Origin of the sequence: Mesorhizobium sp. M0074, from assembly GCF_040322975.1 — a bacterium.
Taxonomy (GTDB): Bacteria; Pseudomonadota; Alphaproteobacteria; order Rhizobiales; family Rhizobiaceae; genus Mesorhizobium.
In genome coordinates, this window is sequence record NZ_JAMYUM010000001.1 from 586212 (window position 1) to 603470 (window position 17259).

Below are 17259 nucleotides of genomic sequence, written 5' to 3' on the forward strand. Positions count from 1 at the left end.
GGGCCAGCGTCTTTGGTCTCTTTGCACAGCGCGCTCAGCGCCGCTATTCTGGTATTACCAAATGCCGAAATCTGGTCAAGCCATTTGACGCGCTGCCGCGGTCCTGCAACCATGCCGAGTTAGGCCACATGTTTAAGTATAATCAATAGCATAGATAGGAGCCAACGCTTGATGGCAGCAGTTCTTGCCGTCCAGATGAAATTACTGTAGACCTCCCATCAGGCCCAATTGGTCGAACCAGTTTGCCAAGAAATGCTGGGACGCCTTGGGGAGGAATCATGCGGCACGCTTCGGCAGAGTGCGCCGCAGGCGAACTGGTACAGGCGATTCTGGGAAGGATAGACCATGCATCTTTCGACGCACAATTGGATGCGGGCGGAGCCGCTGGAAACGACGCTCAAGCGCATCAAGAAATTCGGCTACGAGTCGATCGAGATCTCCGGCGAACCCGAACAGTACAAGCCCAAGGAGACGCGCGCACTGTTGAACGAGTACGGCATTCGCTGCTGGGGAGCGGTGACGCTGATGCTGGGCGAGCGCAATCTCGCCTCCAAGGACCAGGGCCAGCGCGAGCGCTCGGTGCAGTATGTCAAGGACGTGCTGACCATGGTCAGCGAACTTGATGGCGAGATCATCACGCTGGTTCCGGCCACCGTCGGCAAGGTGGTGCCGGACGGCACCGAGGAAGAGGAGTGGAAATGGGTGGTCGACGCCACCCGGGAATGCTTCACCCACGCCAAGAAGGTCGGCGTCAAGATCGCGGTCGAGCCGCTCAACCGCTTCGAGACCTATCTGTTCAACCGCGGCGCCCAGGCACTGGCGCTGGCCGATGCGGTCAGTCCCGAATGCGGCGTCTGCCTCGACGCCTACCACATCCACATGGAAGAATTTAACGTCTACGACGCCATCCGGCAGGTCGGCAAGCGCCTGTACGACTTCCATGTCGCCGACAACAACCGCTTCGCCGCCGGCCTCGGGCAGATCGACTGGCCGAAGATCGTCGGCACGCTGAAGGAGATCGGCTATGACGGCGCGCTGACCAATGAATTCGTCGCCCCCGTCGACCGCACGCCGGCTGCCCCCTATCCCGACATGGTCGAACGCAACCCCGTCGACATCTCGCCGGAGCAGCTGAAATTCATTCAGGACCACGGCTCCAGCGTGCTCACGGAGAAATTCTACACCGACCAGATGCGCATCAACGCGGAAACGCTGCTGCCGCTGATCAAGTAGCCGAGCCGTTTGGAAAAGCCCTTCCGCCTCACCGCGGCCGGGCCGAGGATGAACATGCGCATCAAGACGGTCCAAGCCTGGTGGGTCCGCATACCGATCGAAGCCGCGAAGCAGCACCGCAGCGACTTCGGTCAGGTGGCGACGTTCGACGCCGCCATCCTGCGCATCGAGACCGACGACGGGCTGGTCGGCTGGGGCGAGGGCAAGAATGCCGCCGGCAGCGCCGGCAGCTACGGCGCCCTTGTCCATTTGCTGAACTACGAGGTCGGCCCGCAGCTGGTCGGCCGCGACCCGGCTGACATCGGCGTCATATGGGAGATGCTCTATAATGGCACGCGCCACGACAGCGCCGCTCGCGCCGGCCACGCCATGCCGCAATTGGCGCGACGCGGCATGAGCATCGCCGCTATCAGCGCCGTCGACATCGCATTGTGGGACATTCTTGGCAAATCGCTCGGCGTTCCGGTCTGGCGGCTGCTCGGCGGCCGCAAGCTGGACCGCATGCCGGCCTATGCTTCCGGCGGCTGGGCCACTGCGGAAGCCATCGGCGACCAGCTGCAGTCCTACATCACCAAGGGCGGTTTCAAGGCGCTGAAGATGCGCGTCGGCGCCATGGACGGCGCCCCACATATCTCGGCCGCTCGCGTCCGTGCCGCCAGACAGGCGCTCGGTCCCGATATCGACCTGATGGTCGACGCGCACGGCACCTACACGGTGGCCGAAGCCAAGCGCTTTATCCATCTCGCCGGCGACCTCGATCTCGCCTGGTTCGAGGAGCCGGTGATCGCCGACGACAAGCCCGGCATGGCCGAGGTGCGCGCCTGCGGTTCGATCCCGATCGCCACCGGCGAAAGCGAGGCGACGCGCTATGCCTTCCGCGACCTCGCCGTGCTCAAATCCGCCGATATATTCCAGCCGGATCCGGCCTTTTGCGGTGGCATCAGCGAGGCGATGAAGATCGGCACCATCGCCAGCGCCTTCAATCTGCGCTTTGCGCCGCATCTTTGGGCCGGCGCGCCCTGCTTCTTTGCCGGGCTGCATGTCTGCGCTGCTTCGCCGGCGAGCTTCACCGTCGAATATTCGCTCGGCGCCAACCCGATGATCCACGATCTGATCGAAGAGACTGTCGAAGCAAAGGACGGTATGGTAGCGATTCCTGATAGACCCGGGCTGGGATTCACCATTTCGGAGCGGTTCCTGGAGGCGCACGCGCAACACGGCTGACATGAAAGAAAAGAACCTTCTCGCGGAACTCGCCGCCTATCTGTTCTCCCATTCGGACAAGGAGACGGGCCGCACGCCGTCGGAGCGCGAACTGGCAGAGCATTTCAGCGTCAGCCGCGGCCAGATCCGCGAGGCGCTGGCCATTCTCGAGGCCATGCGCATCGTCGAGCGACGGGCGAAATCCGGGATCTACATCGATACGAAGCAGGCGAGCGTCGAGGCGATGGCGCTGTTCGCCCGCGCCGGCCTGCCGCTCGATCCCGTCCAGATCTACGAGACGGTCGAGTTGCGCAAGATCCACGAGATCAAGGCCGCCGAACTTGCCTGTTCACGCGCCACCGAGGAGAATTTCGAGCGGCTGCGCGAGATCCTGAAGGCCTCCGAGGATCGCATCGCCGCCGGTGAAGGGCTTGCCCGGGAAGACCGCGAGTTCCACCTCGAGATCGTGCGGGCGACCAAGAACAGCGTCTTCCACAATATCTGCAGCGTCTACTACATGATGGGTGAACTGCGCCTGCCGATCTATTTCAACGATCCCGAACGCAGCGTGCGCTCCCATGCCGAGCATATCCAGATCTACGAGGCGCTGCTGCGCCGCGATGGCAATCTCGCCCAGGCGCTGATGAGCGCCCACCTGCAAGGCGCGGAAAGCTACTGGAAGGGGCTGATCGAGGGGCGTGGGGCGGAACCGGAAAGCCCTGCGCTCGAAAAGGCCTGAAATGCCCAAGATCCTGTCAACACACAGACTGCACCCTCGTGCCGCTTCCATGCTGACCGGGGCCGGCGAACTCGTCGTTGCTTCCGCCCTCGATGCGGCCACGCTGGCCGCCGAGGCGAGGGACGCCGATGTCATCATCGTTCGCGCTCCCTTGCCTGCGGCGCTTTTCGAAGGCGCGAAGAAGCTCAGGGCCGCGATCCGCCACGGCGCCGGGCTGGACATGGTACCGATGGAAGCGGCCAATGCGGTCGGCGTGCTGGTGGCGAACGTGCCGGGGGTGAACGCGCGATCTGTCGCCGAATATGTGATGTTCGCGGCGCTGGCGCTGCTTAGGCGCTTCCGTGTGTTGGACCGCGACTTGCGTGCGAAGGGCTGGCTGGCGGGCCGCGAACACACGGTGGTGGCCAGCGAGCTAGCGGGCAAGACGATCGGCATTGTCGGCCTCGGCGCGATCGGTCAGGCGGTTGGCCACATCGCCGCCCATGGGTTCGATCTGAATGTGGTGGCGACGACGCGCAGCATGCGGCCGGCGCCGGACAGGGTCGGCTTCCTGTCGATCGATGCACTCATCGAGCAGAGCGACATCATCGTTCTGTGCTGCCCGCTGACGCCCGAAACACGGGGGCTGATCAGCCGCGAGCGCATTGAGCGGATGAAGCCGGATGCGCTGCTGATCAATGTTTCGCGCGGGCCGGTGATCGATGACAACGCGCTGATCGAGGCCTTGCAGAAGGGCCGCATCGGCGGCGCTGCGCTCGATGTTTTTGCTACACAACCGCTACCGCCCAACCATCCTTATTTCGGCTTCGACAACGTCATCGTCACCCCGCACATGGCTGGGATTACCGAGCAGTCGATGATGCGGATGGGCGTCGGCGCGGCTGGCGAAGCCCTGCTGGTGCTGGCCAACAGATTGCCGGTCAATCTGCGCAACCCTGAAGTGGTCGAGCACTACCGGCGGCGGTTCCCTGCCGATTTCTGAAAGCGCCCCAATTTTCCCGAATTCGCCGGCGATGGTGCCGGCATGGCAAGCGTCACAAAATTCCTACTGACCGCCGGCTTCTGCGTGGCGACGGCGCAAGCCTTCGCCAACGGACAGGGTAGCTACGTGTTCTGCGACAACGGCATACGCTGCGTGGCGGCACCCTGTCCATCGAACAGCGCACTCGACCTCGCTGCTGGGAAGCTCATCAAAGGCGTTTCAATCGACATCGATCGCCTGCCGCAGCAAGACAAGGCGCTCGATCTTTCAGACAAGCTCTATGCCGGCAAGGTCGTTGTTGTCGGCTCGATCGAGAACCGCACCCGGACCTTCAACGGCAAGCGGTACACCCTGCCTTGGCTGGTCGCCACCAGCATCGAACGCGCCGCCAAGGACAGCGAACGCGGCCACTGCTCGTCGCGCTGACACGCGCTATCCGATCAATTTGCAAGCAGCCCCTCCACGCCCGCTGCGATGCGCAGCAGGTGGTGGTCATGGCCATTGCGCGCCACCAGCATCAGGCCGGCCGGACGCGTCATTCCCGGCATCGGAAGCGAGATGGCTGATAGATCGAACTGGTTGGCGACCTGCGTGTTGCGCAGCAGAAGGCCTTCCGTCCTGTTGCACAGAGCCTCGTCGCTGGTCATCGACACGATCGTCGGCGCCGTCACCGGTGTGGTCGGCAGGGCCAGCACGTCGACCGACGCCAGCCGGTCATCCATCGCGGCGGCCAGCGCCGTGCGGCGGCGCATTGCCCTGATATAGACCGTGGCCGGAATGGCGGCGGCGCGCGACAATGGCCCGCTTACCCGCGGGTCGACCGGCCTCGTCGCTCCCGTCGCCAGCCAGTCGGCATGGATCTCCGCCCCTTCCATCGCCGCGATCGACGCGCGTTGGGTTGCCACGCGCAGATCGGCAAGCAGGTCGTCGATCGACAGCTCCACAAGCCGTGCGCCGCTAAGCTCTATCTTGCGCAGACACCGGTCGAACGTCGTCGCGACCTCTTCCTGCGTATCATCGAACAGCACGCCGCGCGCAATACCGATGCGCAGGCCGTCCAGCGGCAGCGGCAACAGTGCCGCCAGGTTTTCGCCCGACATCACTGCATCGGCCGCCGCACATTCGGCGACGGTGCGGGCCAGCGGACCGATCGAGTCCAGCGTGGCTGATAGCGGAAACGCACCCGCAAGCGGCACGCGCCGCGCAGTCGGCTTGAAACCGACGACGCCATTCAGCGATGCCGGAATGCGCACCGAACCACCGGTATCGGAACCGATGGAGATTTCGCTGGTGCCTTCGCCCACCGAAACGCCGGCGCCTGAGGAGGAGCCGCCCGGAATACGGCTGGCATCGCTAGCATTGCCGGGCGTGCCATAATGTGGATTGACGCCGATCGCAGTAAAGGCGAACTCGGTCATGTTGGTCTTGCCGAGGATGATTGCACCGGCCTGGCGCAACTGTTGCACGACAATGGCATCCCGCAGCGCCGGCGCTGCGTTGGCGAGCAGCAGAGAGCCAGCCGTGGTCGGCTCGCCGGCGACATCGAACAGATCCTTGATCGAGACGATCGCCCCATCGAGCGGCCCGAGCGTGACGCCGGCTTTTCGCCGCGCATCGGTGGCGTCCGCCGCCGCCCGTGCGGCTTCCGGGTAGAGCTTTACGAAAACCCTCTCATCGTCGACGCGAGCGGCAAGAGGCGAAAGAATTGCTTCGAGGTGATCGCGGGCTGATTGCATTTTTCGGTGTCGGACTCCGCGCGCTTGCAACGTCTTAAGGTAGCAGCCAGAAACTGGCCGCAGGAGACATAGCCCGGCACGGTCGGATTTGCACCTGTCGAACCGAAGGAGGAAGGCCCGATGCTCTACCAAGGCAGCTGCCACTGCGGCAAGGTCGCGTTCGAGGTCGAAGGCGAGCTGACCGGAGCCGTTCGGTGCAATTGCTCGATCTGCTCGCGCAAGGGTGCACTGTTATGGGCAGTTCCGCATGAGAGCATACGGGTGCTTGCCTGGGGCGATGATCTCGGCCGCTACAGCTTCGGCAACCATGTCATCGCCCACCGCTTCTGCCGCAGCTGCGGCATTCACCCCTTCGCCGAGGATGTCGGCGAAGGGAGCGGGCGAAGTGCCTATATCAATATCAATTGCATCGAGGCGTTGGACGTCGCCGCCGTGCCGGTCTTCGACTTCGACGGCCGTTCCGTTTAGGCCTTGGGGTCGTCGATCGGCTTGGGGCCAAGGAAGAACGCCGCCAGTGCCGCAAGCAACGTCGCCGCCGCGCAATAGGCGAAGGCGGTGGCAACGCCGGTATTGTCGACCAGCAGGCCGCCGAAGACGGCGCCCAACGCGATGGCGACCTGGAACGTCATAACCATGAGCCCACCGGCGCTTTCCGCCTGATCGGGGGCGGCCCGCACCAGCCAGGTCTGCAGCCCGACTGGGACGGCGCCGAAGGCAAAGCCCCAGCTGGCCACTGCTATTGCAGCCACGACGGGTGAACCTCCGACCACCAGCAGCAGGAGCGCCGAAAACGCGATCAGCAGGGGCGCCAGGCTGACGGCTGCCTTGAGGCTGCGTTCGGCAATGAAGCCGCCGGCAAAATTGCCGAAGAAGCCACCAATGCCGTAGGCGAGCAGCACAAGCGAGATCGTCTCGATGTCCAGCGCGGGCACCTTCTCGAGAAACGGGCGGACATAGGTGAAGCCGGCAAAATGTCCCGAGGCGACCAGCAGCACCACCAGCAGTGCCACCCTGATCATCGGCCGCTTCATCACCTCCAGCAGCGTGCGAAAACCTGCCGTACCTGCAGGCGGCAGCTTCGGAATGGTAGCCACCTGCACCAGCAGCGCCAGCGCACCGACCACGGCGGCGATCATGAACGCCGTCCGCCAGCCCCAGATGTCGCCGACATAGGCGCCGACCGGAGCCGCGCAGACCGTCGCCACCGAAACGCCGGTGAGAATGATCGACATGGCGCGCGACATCAACCGCATCGGAACGAGCCGCATCGCCATGGCTGCCGACATCGACCAGAAGCCGCCAAGACTGATCCCGAGCATGATGCGGGCAATCAGAAGAACGGGAAGCGAGGACGCAAACGCGGCCACCAGGTTTGACAGCACAAGCAGCACCGTCAGCGCCCACATGACCAGCCTGCGGTCCAGCCGCTTGGTGACAATAGCCATGGTCGGCGCCGCAATCGCGCCAATGACGGCGGTGGCCGTTACCGCCTGCCCGGCGGCGCCTTCGGTGATGCCGAGATCCTGCGCAAGCGGCGTCAGCAGGCTGGCAGGCAGAAATTCCGCGGTCACCAGGCCAAAGACTCCGAGCGCCAGGGAGACCACCGCCCCCCATGCGGGCTCGGATCGTTCGCCGGTTTCCGATGGGTCGAGAACGGCGTCCATGACGCCTGTCGCGGGTTCGGTCATGAGGGATCTCCGGTCTGTTGCAGCGCAGCATTTGGCGGCAATGCAAGCAACATAGGGAGTGACTAGCTGGAGTTTCCATGCTAGAAACACCATTATGTTTGACCGTTCGTCCAAAATTCCAATCACCGGCGATCCGCTGACAGACATATTGCGCGGATTGCGTCTCGAAGGCGTCGATTACGGCCGTTGCGAGATGAAGGAACCCTGGGGCATCCATTTTCCGGCTCAGGCGGCGGCACGGTTTCATTTCATCGGCCGCAAAGGCTGCTGGTTGCTGCAGCCGTCCGGTGAATGGGTCGAGCTCAAGGCGGGCGACGCGGTATTGTTGCCGCGCGGCTCAGCCCACACGCTGGCGAGCGAGCCGGGTATCGAGGCGGCGCCGATCCACGGCTATGAGGTCGAGGAAATCTGCAAGGGTGTCTATTGCATGTCGAATGACGGCATGCCCGGCTGCCGTCCGGGGACCTTGCTGTTTTTCGGCAGCATGTATTTCAATCTCGATGGCTTGCACCCCTTGCTCGGCATGATGCCGGACGTGATGCGCGCACATGAGTTGGAGGCCTATGAGCCAGGTATCCCGCATTTGCTGGAAGCGATGGCCCGCGAGGTGACGATGGAGCGCGTCGGCTCCGGCGGCATCCTGGCGCGGCTGGCCGATGTGCTCGCCGCGACCGTCATCCGCTCATGGGTCGAGCGCGGCTGCGGCGACTCTTCCGGTTGGATTGCGGCGGTCAGGGACCGCGAGATCGGCCGGGTGCTGGCCGCGATCCATCTGGAACCGAACCGCGACTGGACGGTGGAGGCTCTGGCGAAGATGATGGGTGCCTCGCGATCAGGTTTCGCCGAGCGCTTCGCAACCATTGTCGGCGAAACACCGGCAAAGTACGTCACGCAGGTGCGGATGCACCAGGCGAGGCAATGGCTGGTCCGCGACCGGCTCAAGATTTCCGTCGTCGCGGCGCGCCTCGGCTACGAATCCGACGCCTCCTTCAGCCGCGCCTTCAAACGGGTCATCGGATCGCCGCCCAGCCATTTCCGGGCCGAGGAACAGGCGGAGATCCGCCAGGCCGGCTAAACGTTGGCCGGCTTATTGCTCGGTGATGCAGGCCGAGCCGGCGCTGCTCTTGCAATATTTGCCGGAGGCCCCGCACCTGCCATCCGAGACTTCCACGACGGTGCCGCTCAACAACAGCTTGCAGTCGCTGGTGGACAGATTGACCGTGCCGTTGAGGTCCTTGATCTTCTTGGCGTCGACCTTCGCGCCGGCGACAACTTTCTTGGCTGCCTGCGCCTCGCCCAGATGCGCCGCCGACAATCCCATACCGGCGACGAGCAGGATCGTCGCAAAACTGCGGAACAGATTTCCCATAGCCAACCCTCCGTTTTGGGCCTCCAAATTGGGCTTGCAAAGCCCGTTTGGGACCAAAGGATCAGCCTATTCGACAAATCGGAGCATCCGCATCCCCCGTACGGGGGATGACGGGAAGACTCGAGCATTTCGCAGCCAAGTGGAATCAAGTGGCGTCGCACAAATGCGGCTAAAACACATGGATAGAGCGGGATGCACGGTTCACTTTGAACGCATCCCGCTCTAGCGCAGTAAAGACGCTTGTACTTAGCCGGCGTGACGCAGGCTTATTCCGCTGCCCTTGTCGAACAGCACCACCTTGTCCGGGTTCCAGGCAAAGCGCACCGGCTGCTCTATCTGGACGTCGGTCCTGGCAGGCACGGTGGCGCGCAGCATGGCGTCGCCGACCCGCAGCGTCAGGATCTTCTCGACGCCATGGTTCTCGACGTCATGGACCCGCGCCTCGACCGGCGCGCCGGTCTCGAGATAGACGTCCTCGGGACGAATACCGAAGACGAGCGGGCGACCGTCGGTCGCCGCGCCCGTCTTTAGCCCCCACGAAGTCTTGGCACCCCCCGAAGTCTTGGCACCCCCCGCAAACGGCAATTCGAAATTGAGCGGCGCCATCACCGCACGTCCGTTGACGAGCTTGCCGTCGATGAGATTCATCGGCGGCGAGCCGACGAAGCTTGCCACGTAGGTGTCGCGCGGATTGTTATAGATCTCGTACGGCGTGCCGGTCTGGACGATGCGGCCATGGTTGAGCACGCCGACCTTGTCACCCATCGACATCGCCTCGATCTGATCATGCGTCACGAACAGGAAGGTGGCGCCAAGCTGCATCTGCAGGTTCTTCAATTCGGTGCGCAGCGCCTCGCGCAATTTGGCGTCGAGCGCCGACAACGGCTCGTCCATCAGGAATACCCGCGGCTTGCGCACGATGGCGCGACCGATCGAGACGCGCTGCATCTCGCCGCCTGAAAGCCTGTCGGTCTTGCGGTCGAGCAGATGCTCGATCCTCAGCGTCCTGGCCGCGCGGTCGACACGATCCTTGATCTCGGCATCGGGCAGCCGGCGGATCTTCGGCTTCAGCGGAAATTCGAGGTTCTGGCGCACCGTATAGCGCGGGTACAGCGAATATTGCTGCAGCACCAGCGCCACGTCACGCTCGGCCGCGCCCCAGTCGGCGACATCGACGCCGTCGATGAAGACCTGGCCTTCGCTCGGTTTTTCCAGGCCGGCAATCATGCGCAGCGTCGTCGTCTTGCCGGCGCCGGTCTCGCCAAGCAGAACGAAGAACTCGCCATCGGCGATGTCGAGATCGAGCCCGGTCAAAGCAGTATGGTTGCCGAACTTCTTCGAGATGTTCTTGAGCTGGATGTGGGCCATCAGAGTCTCACTCCCAGCGATTTGCCGCTCGCCGTGTCGAAGAAATGCGCCTGGCTGGGATCGATCCTGACGAAGACCCTTTCGCCGGGGCCGCCGATGAAGCCGCTCTTGGTGCGCGCCCGCAGCATTTTGGAGCCGACCTTGAGGTCGACGATATCGAAGGACCCGAGCGGCTCGACGATCTGCGTCTCCACCGGCAAGAACCCCTCGGCGGCTTCGCGGCGAACGAGAACGCCTTCCGGCCGGATGCCGAGCGCGAGTTGGCTGCCGGCATGGCCGTTGAGCTTCGACAGCAAGGCGCGCGGGAATTCGAAACCGGCGGCCGCATCGCCGACCGTGACCGAGGCCGATGAGGCTTTCTCGGTCACCGAAGTGTCGGCGACGTTCATCACCGGGCTGCCGACAAATTGCGCGACGAAAAGATTCGCCGGATGCGAATAGACCTCGTCCGGCGAGCCGACCTGCTGCAGCACACCTTCATGCATGATGACAATGCGGTCGGCGAGGCTCATCGCCTCGATCTGGTCGTGGGTGACGTAGATGCTGGTCGAGCCCTGCTTGATGTGCAGCCGCTTGATCTCGGCCCGCATCTCCTCGCGCAGCTTGGCATCGAGCGCCCCGATCGGCTCGTCCATCAGCATCGCCTTCGGCCGCCGCACCAAGGCTCGGCCGATCGCCACGCGCTGCATGTCGCCGCCCGACAGCGCCGACGGTTTCTTGGCGAGGAGATCGCTGATCTGCAGCGTCTTGGCGACCGAGCGCACCTCGCTGTCGATCTCGGCCTTGCTCTTGCGCGTCGCCCTGAGCGGAAAGGCGATGTTCTCATAGACGCTCATATGCGGATAGAGCGAGAACGACTGGAAGACCATGGCGATATCGCGATCGGCGGCCTTGAGGTGCTGGACCGGCTTGCCGTCGATGAGGATGTCGCCGCCGTCGATCGTCTCCAGCCCGGCAATCGCCCTGAGCGTCGTCGTCTTCCCGCAGCCCGACTGGCCGAGCAGCACGATGAACTCGTTGTCGTCGATCTTCAGGTTGAGGTCCTTGATGACCTGGACGGCGCCGAAATATTTCTGGATGCCTCGAAGCTCGATCTGGGTCAATGCTGTGCCCCCGGATTTGCCCCTTGCCCGGTGCCGGCCTTCTCCTCCGGCGCGATCTTGGAGGTGATGTTGAAGCCGATCAGGCCGATCAGGATGATGGTCACGCCATAGCTGTGCAGCAGCATGTTCCATGGCTGGCAGAGCGCGATGATACCGAGCACCATCAGCACCTGGCTGCCCGGTTCGAGATATTTCTGGTTGATGTCGCGAAAGCTCATTTGCGGATCGCTCCAAACGACATGCCGCGCAACAGGTGGTTGCGGAGCAGGAAGGTGAAGATCGCGACCGGCAGCAGGAACAGGAAGGTTCCGGCGGCAATCACCGTCCAGTCCGGCAGGCCGGAACCGACCTGGCTGGGGATGAAGGGCGGTGCTGTCTGGGCACGGCGGCTGGTCATGATCAGTGCGAAGGCATATTCGTTCCACGCCGTGATAAAGCAGAACACGGCGGTGGCGGCGATGCCGGTGGCGGCCTCGGGCAGCACGATCTTGAAGAAGGCCTCCATGCGCGTATAGCCGTCGACGAGGGCCGCCTCCTCATACTCCTTGGGGATCTCGTCCATGAAGCCTTTCATCAGCCACACCGAGAAGGACAGGTTGAAGGCGGTGTAAAGGATGATCAGGCCGATATGGGAATCGTTGAGGCCGACCGCCCGGTACATCAGGAACATCGGAATGGCGACGACCACCGGCGGCAGCATGCGTGTCGACAGGATGAAGAACAGTAGGTCCGCCTCGCCTTTTACCTTGAAGCGCGAGAACCCATAGGCGGTGAAGGTGCCCATGCCGACGGCCAGGACGGTCGAGGTTATGGCAACGATCAGTGAGTTCATGAAACGGCTCGGATAGCCCGACCACTGCACCTGGCCCTTGCCGTCGCGCACGATCTTTTCGCCCCCATTGAAGACGACGCGCTCCCACCACGGCGCAGCCGCGTACTCCTCCGGCGACGGCGGGCTGCGCAGCTGCGAACGCTTGGTGAACAACTTGACGAAGGGCGATATCTCCGGCTGGAAAACCACCGTCGGCGGAATGGTGGTGGCGAGGTTGCGCGGCTTGAACGCCGTCGAGGCGATCCAGTAGATCGGCGCCAGGAAGATGATCGTCACCAGCAGGACAGCGACGATGGCGACCCGGTTGAAGGTGATTTCGGAAGAAGTGCGGACTGCGGCCATCTCAGCGCTCCTTCACCTTGTTGAGGTATTTGACATAGATGTTGGTGATCGCCAGCACCATGATCAGCACGATGTAGGCGAGCGCGCAGGAACGCCCGGTCTGCCATTCCTGGAACGCCATCTTGTAGAGCCGGATCGAGATCAGCTCGGCCGTCGGCTGGCTGGTCAGGATGTAGGCGAGGTCGAAGGTCTTGAACGCCTCCATGGTGCGGAAGATGACCGCGATCATCAGGATCGGCGCAACCAGCGGCAGCGTTATGCGGAAGAAGGTGTAGAACGGCCCGGCCCTGTCGATCGCGGCTGCCTCGTAGAGATGCTTGGGCACGGCCGACAGGCCGGCCAGCGACAACAGCATGACGAAGGGCGACCACATCCAGATGTCGGTCAGCGCGACCGCATAGAGCGCCATTTTCGGATCCGACAGCCATTCGAAGGTGCCGAGGCCCAGCGCATAATTGATGATGCCGAAGGACGGATCGTAGAGCAGCTTCCAGAACAGGCCGACGACGGCCATCGACAGCATCATCGGCAACAACAGGAGCGTCGTCAGCAGGCCCTTGAGCGGAATGTCGCGATTGAGCAGCATGGCCACGCCGAAGCCGACGAGCAGCTGGCCGGCGACCGAGATGATGACGTATTTTGCGGTGATGGCGAAGTTGGACCAGACATAGGGATCGCTGAGCAGGTCGCGGTAGTTTTGCAGCCCGACGAAATTCGCCGCCGCGCTGGTCGAGGCGCGGAAATCGGTGAACGAATAGCCCAGCGAATAGATCAGCGGGAAGATGTTGAAGACGATCAGAAACAGGATCGTCGGGATGATGAAGAGATTGCGGATCGAAATGTCGCTTAGACCGCGAGCGGCGGCCCGCGAGGACCTGTCCAGCGTGGTGATCATCGTGGTCGCCAAGACTCTGCTCCCGGTTCAAAAATCAGAAAAAGAAACGGAGGAGGCACGAACGCCCCCTCCGTGAAACTTCATACTTATTGGCCGCGGCCGTATTTCTTGAAGGTCGCGTTCCAGTCGGCTGCCAGTGCGTCCAGCGTCTCCTTGGCGGTGCCTTCGCCGCCGATCATGTAAGGATAGATGCGCTGGTTAAGCTGCTGCAGCAGTTCCGCGTATTCCGGAACCGCCCAGAAGTCCTTGACCTTGAACATGGTCTCGTAGAACGCCTTGTTGTAGGGCGTGGCGTTCTGGAATTCGGGCGACTTGAGCACGGCGGCACTGCAGGTGTAGCCGCCAAGCGCTGCCCATTTCTTCTGGGTCTCGTCCTTGATGAACCATTCCAGGAACTTCGTCGCCTCTTCCTGCTTCTGCGAGTAGGAAACGATGGAGATGCCCTGACCGCCGAGTGCGGCGAACTGGTCGCCGCCAGGTCCGGCTGGATTGGCGAAGAAGCCGGTGTTCTTGGCGTTCGGGTTCGACGCCTCGTTGATCAGTGAGGGGAAGAACGCGAAGTAGTTCATGCTCATCGCGGCCAGGTTTTCAGTGATCGCCTGGTTGTCCTCGACGAAGAACGACTTGGCCCAGCCCGGAGGCGTGAACTTGTAGAGTTCCTTGTAGGCGTCGAGCGCCGCGATCGCCTTGTCGGAGTTGATGAAGCCATCGACCTTGTAGGTCTTATAGTCACCCAGCTCGCCGCCGAAGGAGAACAGCGCGTTTTCGAAGCCCATCGCCATCGCGTCATAGGAATTGTCGGTGTAGATGGCGATGCCGTATTTTTTCTGGTCCGGCCGGTAGAAGAATTCGGCGATGTCGCGTAGCGCCTTGAAATCCTTCGGCACGTCGAGATCGTAGCCATACTTGGCCTTGAAGGCTTCCTTTTCCTTGGGGTCTTCGAACCAGTCCTTGCGATAGGACCAGCCGACGGCGTCGCCTTCGAGCGGAATGGCCCAGTACTTGCTGCTGCCGCCCGGATATTCGGCATAGTATTTCACCGTGGCCGGTGCCATCACTTCACCGACCTTGTGCTTGTTGAAGAAGTCGGTCAGGTCGACATAGTGGCCACCGGTCGAGCCGGCACCGAGCCATTGCGAGTCGCCGACGACCATATCGTAGGCGTCGCCATGGGCGTTGAACTCGGTGAAGGCCTTGGTCTGGAAGTCGGGCCACGGTGTGGTTTCCACCGTGATCTTGACGCCGGTTTCCTTCTCGTACTCGTTGCCGAGTTCCTGCAGGTAATTGGCCGGATCCCATTCCGCCCAGAAGATTGTAAGTTCCTTTTCCTGCGCGTAGACGGACGTTCCGCAGGCGAGCACTAGGCCGATACCAGCAAGCAAGCTGGTCATTGTCTTGCGCATAATGATTTCCTCCCTTGTGCGCATTCTACCGCGTCATGCGAGCCGGCGGCGAGGCCGGCCCTGGTAGTCCTCCCGTGACGGCACCGTTCCGGTTTTGAGCCTCCTCGTTCGACCGAAACGGATCTTAGCCTTCACCCTTTGATCCGCTTTATTTGTCCTGATCTGGTATTACCAATTTCAGACAAACGTCAAGCTCTTTCTTGAACGGTGGCGGACACGCAGACAAGTTGGTTTCTGCGATATCTGTCTGTTTTCCCTGAATTTTCCTACTCCTTGATACATAAGTGCCTTGCTTAGGCCGCTGCATCGCTAGTAGCACAAATGGTCAGGCTGAAAATCTGGTCGAACCAGATTGGCCTCATCTAACGGCCCTCGTCGGCGCGATCCCGTCACCTTCAGCCATCGATTCCGTCACCGCCGCACGCACCAGTGCGCCGGCCGCCCATTGCGCAACCGACATCATACTGCGGCTATCCAATCCCCATATATCCTTTAAAACGACCAGCACCTCAACACCGAAGATCAATGACAGCGCCTGCGCGAGCCGCTTGAATTCGCGCGGCGGCAACCGGCCTTTGAGTGGCGCGATCGCATCTTTCAAAAGATCGACGCGATGGCCGCGCGTGAAGGCAGGTTCGCCGTCAAGCGTGCCTGCCTGTCGCTGCGCCCACTGGTCGAGCGACAGTTTCAGCGCCGCCTTGAACGTCGCTTCGAAGACCTCGATGCGCGGCATGGCGGTCTCGAACAGCTCGGCGACCCGGCGCTCGGGATCGGCAGAGCTCGATTTCCACGTAAGGATCGGCCCAAGCCCCTCATCGACCACCGCCTGCACCAACGCCGCCTGGCTCGGAAAATACCGATAGGCGGTGGCGCGCGAGACCTCCGCTGCCTCCGCCACCTCGCTGACGGAGGGCGTGGCGCCCGCCTGCATCAGCTTTGTCGCCGTCTCAAGCATGAGACGCCTGGTGCGCGCGCGGGCCCCGCGCTCTACCTGGGGGTTCGGCCCTTGGCTGGCATCGTCGTCCATTGCCGCTTGTTGACGTGAGACATTCATGTCAATACGATACGCGTGTCTCAAAAAATTGCAATGGCCCTTCGCGCCGTCGAACGGCCGGGCAAAAAGGGGCGGCAGCGCCGAACACGCCCAAGACCGGGGAAACGCGATGAAGCGCATCTATGTGGTGGGCACCGCCGACACCAAGGGCGAGGAACTCGCATTTCTGGCCGATGCGGTCGCGGCTACCGGCGCTTCGATTGCCCGTGTCGACATCGGAACACGCGGCGCGACCGTGCCGGTCGATGTTTCGGCAGACGAGGTCGCCAGCCACCATTCCGAGGGTCGCAATGCCGTGCTCGGCGTCGACGATCGCGGCACCGCGGTGGCGGCGATGGCTGCCGCCTTTGCCCGGTTTGTCCAGTCGCGCAGCGATATTGCCGGGATTATCGGAATTGGCGGCGGTGGCGGCACCTCGATCATCACCGCAGGCATGCGCACGCTGCCGCTCGGTCTGCCCAAGATCATGGTTTCGACGTTGGCCTCGGGTGACACCGCGCCTTACGTCGACGTCTCCGACATCGTCATGATGCCGTCGGTGACCGACATGGCCGGCCTCAACCGGCTTTCGCGTGTCGTGCTGCACAATGCCGCCCAGGCGATATCAGGCATGGCGACAAAGCCGGCGCCGCCGCCCGAGGGCAAACCGTCGCTCGGCCTCACCATGTTCGGCGTCACCACGCCATGCGTGACCGCGATCGCCGATGAGCTTCGTTCGACTTATGACTGCATGGTCTTTCATGCCACCGGCACCGGCGGCCGCACCATGGAAAAATTGGCCGACAGCGGCCTGTTGTCAGGCGTCATCGACATCACAACGACCGAAGTCTGCGACTTGCTGTTTGGCGGCGTGCTGCCGGCGACCGAAGATCGCTTTGGCGCCATCGCCCGCACCGGGCTGCCTTATGTCGGCTCGGTCGGCGCGCTCGACATGGTCAATTTCTGGGCGCCGCCGACAATTCCGGAACGCTATCGCGGCCGGCTGTTCTATGAGCACAATCCAAACGTCACACTGATGCGCACCACTGCCGACGAAAGCAGAACGATCGGCGAATGGATCGGTACAAGGCTGAGCCTCTGCCAGGGTCCGGTTCGTTTCCTCATTCCGGAGAAAGGCGTGTCGGCGCTCGACATTGAAGGCGGCGCCTTCTTCGACCCTGAAGCCGATGCCGCTTTGTTCGAGGCGATCGAGCGTACCATCAAACCCGCCAAAACGCGGCGCGTGCTGCGCCTGCCGCTTCATATCAACGACCCCGAATTCGCCTGGGCTGCCACAACGGCCTTCCTCGACATCGCCAGACAGTGAGACACC

Annotated in this window: 18 protein-coding genes; 8 read left to right on the forward strand and 10 right to left on the reverse strand. The window is 62.7% G+C overall.

Annotated features, from left to right (window positions below; translation table 11 throughout):
• Positions 1–345 precede the first annotated feature (345 nt).
• The 5 genes from NKJ73_RS02895 to NKJ73_RS02915 are packed head-to-tail and all read left to right on the forward strand — an operon-like array spanning position 346 to position 4583.
• Positions 346–1233: a sugar phosphate isomerase/epimerase family protein gene (locus NKJ73_RS02895; protein WP_352568283.1), complete on the forward strand. Its 888-nt coding sequence runs from the start codon at positions 346–348 to the stop codon at positions 1231–1233.
• Between the two features lie 54 nt (positions 1234–1287).
• Complete coding sequence (locus NKJ73_RS02900; RefSeq protein ID WP_023675189.1) at positions 1288–2457, forward strand: mandelate racemase/muconate lactonizing enzyme family protein; 1170 nt, start codon at positions 1288–1290, stop codon at positions 2455–2457.
• 1 nt (position 2458) lies between these two features.
• Positions 2459–3175 (forward strand): FadR/GntR family transcriptional regulator, encoded by a 717-nt coding sequence (locus tag NKJ73_RS02905; RefSeq protein WP_292661187.1) that lies wholly within the window; start codon positions 2459–2461, stop codon positions 3173–3175.
• 1 nt (position 3176) lies between these two features.
• Positions 3177–4157, forward strand: coding sequence for a hydroxyacid dehydrogenase (locus tag NKJ73_RS02910; RefSeq protein WP_352568284.1), 981 nt, complete (start codon positions 3177–3179; stop codon positions 4155–4157).
• A 42-nt stretch (positions 4158–4199) separates the two neighbouring features.
• On the forward strand, positions 4200–4583 hold the full coding sequence (locus NKJ73_RS02915; RefSeq protein WP_023675186.1) for a DUF6748 domain-containing protein: 384 nt from the start codon (positions 4200–4202) through the stop codon (positions 4581–4583).
• A 14-nt stretch (positions 4584–4597) separates the two neighbouring features.
• On the opposite strand, the gene NKJ73_RS02920 is transcribed toward NKJ73_RS02915, so the two are convergent.
• The gene (locus tag NKJ73_RS02920) at positions 4598–5893 is read right to left on the reverse strand and encodes an amidase (protein WP_352448397.1); all 1296 of its coding nucleotides are present in this window, start codon (positions 5891–5893) and stop codon (positions 4598–4600) included.
• A 120-nt stretch (positions 5894–6013) separates the two neighbouring features.
• On the opposite strand from NKJ73_RS02920, the gene NKJ73_RS02925 reads away from it, so the two are divergent.
• Positions 6014–6361 carry a GFA family protein gene (locus tag NKJ73_RS02925; RefSeq protein ID WP_352568286.1) on the forward strand — a complete coding sequence of 116 codons (348 nt, stop codon included), beginning with the start codon at positions 6014–6016 and terminating at the stop codon, positions 6359–6361.
• Here NKJ73_RS02925 and NKJ73_RS02930 read toward each other — a convergent pair.
• Complete coding sequence (locus tag NKJ73_RS02930) at positions 6358–7581, reverse strand: MFS transporter (RefSeq protein ID WP_352568287.1); 1224 nt, start codon at positions 7579–7581, stop codon at positions 6358–6360. The genes NKJ73_RS02925 and NKJ73_RS02930 overlap by 4 nt on opposite strands.
• 94 nt (positions 7582–7675) lie before the next feature.
• On the opposite strand from NKJ73_RS02930, the gene NKJ73_RS02935 reads away from it, so the two are divergent.
• A complete protein-coding gene (locus NKJ73_RS02935; RefSeq protein WP_023675183.1) occupies positions 7676–8656 on the forward strand; it encodes an AraC family transcriptional regulator in 981 nt (326 codons plus the stop codon).
• A gap of 12 nt (positions 8657–8668) precedes the next feature.
• On the opposite strand, the gene NKJ73_RS02940 is transcribed toward NKJ73_RS02935, so the two are convergent.
• The 8 genes from NKJ73_RS02940 to NKJ73_RS02975 form a co-directional block, all read right to left on the reverse strand.
• Positions 8669–8950, reverse strand: a complete 282-nt coding sequence (locus NKJ73_RS02940; RefSeq protein WP_352448400.1) for a hypothetical protein — start codon at positions 8948–8950, stop codon at positions 8669–8671.
• 246 nt (positions 8951–9196) lie between these two features.
• Entirely contained in the window at positions 9197–10318 is a 1122-nt protein-coding gene (locus tag NKJ73_RS02945; RefSeq protein ID WP_352448401.1) for an ABC transporter ATP-binding protein, read from the reverse strand.
• A complete protein-coding gene (locus tag NKJ73_RS02950) occupies positions 10318–11421 on the reverse strand; it encodes an ABC transporter ATP-binding protein (protein ID WP_352568289.1) in 1104 nt (367 codons plus the stop codon). Before NKJ73_RS02950 ends, NKJ73_RS02945 begins: the two co-directional genes overlap by 1 nt.
• Positions 11418–11639: a hypothetical protein gene (locus tag NKJ73_RS02955; RefSeq protein ID WP_023675179.1), complete on the reverse strand. Its 222-nt coding sequence runs from the start codon at positions 11637–11639 to the stop codon at positions 11418–11420. Before NKJ73_RS02955 ends, NKJ73_RS02950 begins: the two co-directional genes overlap by 4 nt.
• Entirely contained in the window at positions 11636–12595 is a 960-nt protein-coding gene (locus NKJ73_RS02960) for a carbohydrate ABC transporter permease (RefSeq protein WP_292661213.1), read from the reverse strand. Before NKJ73_RS02960 ends, NKJ73_RS02955 begins: the two co-directional genes overlap by 4 nt.
• A 1-nt stretch (position 12596) precedes the next feature.
• Positions 12597–13502, reverse strand: coding sequence for a carbohydrate ABC transporter permease (locus NKJ73_RS02965; RefSeq protein WP_023722315.1), 906 nt, complete (start codon positions 13500–13502; stop codon positions 12597–12599).
• Between the two features lie 74 nt (positions 13503–13576).
• Complete coding sequence (locus tag NKJ73_RS02970) at positions 13577–14893, reverse strand: ABC transporter substrate-binding protein (protein ID WP_352448404.1); 1317 nt, start codon at positions 14891–14893, stop codon at positions 13577–13579.
• A gap of 358 nt (positions 14894–15251) precedes the next feature.
• Positions 15252–15947 carry a TetR/AcrR family transcriptional regulator gene (locus NKJ73_RS02975; protein ID WP_502896714.1) on the reverse strand — a complete coding sequence of 232 codons (696 nt, stop codon included), beginning with the start codon at positions 15945–15947 and terminating at the stop codon, positions 15252–15254.
• Positions 15948–16056: 109 nt separating this feature from the next.
• Here NKJ73_RS02975 and NKJ73_RS02980 point away from each other — a divergent pair, with 109 nt between their 5' ends.
• A complete protein-coding gene (locus tag NKJ73_RS02980) occupies positions 16057–17253 on the forward strand; it encodes a Tm-1-like ATP-binding domain-containing protein (protein WP_352568290.1) in 1197 nt (398 codons plus the stop codon).
• Positions 17254–17259: the final 6 nt, after the last annotated feature.

Bases quoted from the DNA above. Each gene is read 5' to 3' on its own strand.
- NKJ73_RS02895 (WP_352568283.1), top strand. From the start codon at position 346: ATGCATCTTTCGACGCACAATTGGATGCGGGCGGAGCCGCTGGAAACG.
- NKJ73_RS02900 (WP_023675189.1), top strand. From the start codon at position 1,288: ATGCGCATCAAGACGGTCCAAGCCTGGTGGGTCCGCATACCGATCGAA.
- NKJ73_RS02905 (WP_292661187.1), top strand. From the start codon at position 2,459: ATGAAAGAAAAGAACCTTCTCGCGGAACTCGCCGCCTATCTGTTCTCC.
- NKJ73_RS02910 (WP_352568284.1), top strand. From the start codon at position 3,177: ATGCCCAAGATCCTGTCAACACACAGACTGCACCCTCGTGCCGCTTCC.
- NKJ73_RS02915 (WP_023675186.1), top strand. From the start codon at position 4,200: ATGGCAAGCGTCACAAAATTCCTACTGACCGCCGGCTTCTGCGTGGCG.
- NKJ73_RS02920 (WP_352448397.1), bottom strand. From the start codon at position 5,893: ATGCAATCAGCCCGCGATCACCTCGAAGCAATTCTTTCGCCTCTTGCC.
- NKJ73_RS02925 (WP_352568286.1), top strand. From the start codon at position 6,014: ATGCTCTACCAAGGCAGCTGCCACTGCGGCAAGGTCGCGTTCGAGGTC.
- NKJ73_RS02930 (WP_352568287.1), bottom strand. From the start codon at position 7,581: ATGACCGAACCCGCGACAGGCGTCATGGACGCCGTTCTCGACCCATCG.
- NKJ73_RS02935 (WP_023675183.1), top strand. From the start codon at position 7,676: ATGTTTGACCGTTCGTCCAAAATTCCAATCACCGGCGATCCGCTGACA.
- NKJ73_RS02940 (WP_352448400.1), bottom strand. From the start codon at position 8,950: ATGGGAAATCTGTTCCGCAGTTTTGCGACGATCCTGCTCGTCGCCGGT.
- NKJ73_RS02945 (WP_352448401.1), bottom strand. From the start codon at position 10,318: ATGGCCCACATCCAGCTCAAGAACATCTCGAAGAAGTTCGGCAACCAT.
- NKJ73_RS02955 (WP_023675179.1), bottom strand. From the start codon at position 11,639: ATGAGCTTTCGCGACATCAACCAGAAATATCTCGAACCGGGCAGCCAG.
- NKJ73_RS02960 (WP_292661213.1), bottom strand. From the start codon at position 12,595: ATGGCCGCAGTCCGCACTTCTTCCGAAATCACCTTCAACCGGGTCGCC.
- NKJ73_RS02970 (WP_352448404.1), bottom strand. From the start codon at position 14,893: ATGCGCAAGACAATGACCAGCTTGCTTGCTGGTATCGGCCTAGTGCTC.
- NKJ73_RS02975 (WP_502896714.1), bottom strand. From the start codon at position 15,947: ATGAATGTCTCACGTCAACAAGCGGCAATGGACGACGATGCCAGCCAA.
- NKJ73_RS02980 (WP_352568290.1), top strand. From the start codon at position 16,057: ATGAAGCGCATCTATGTGGTGGGCACCGCCGACACCAAGGGCGAGGAA.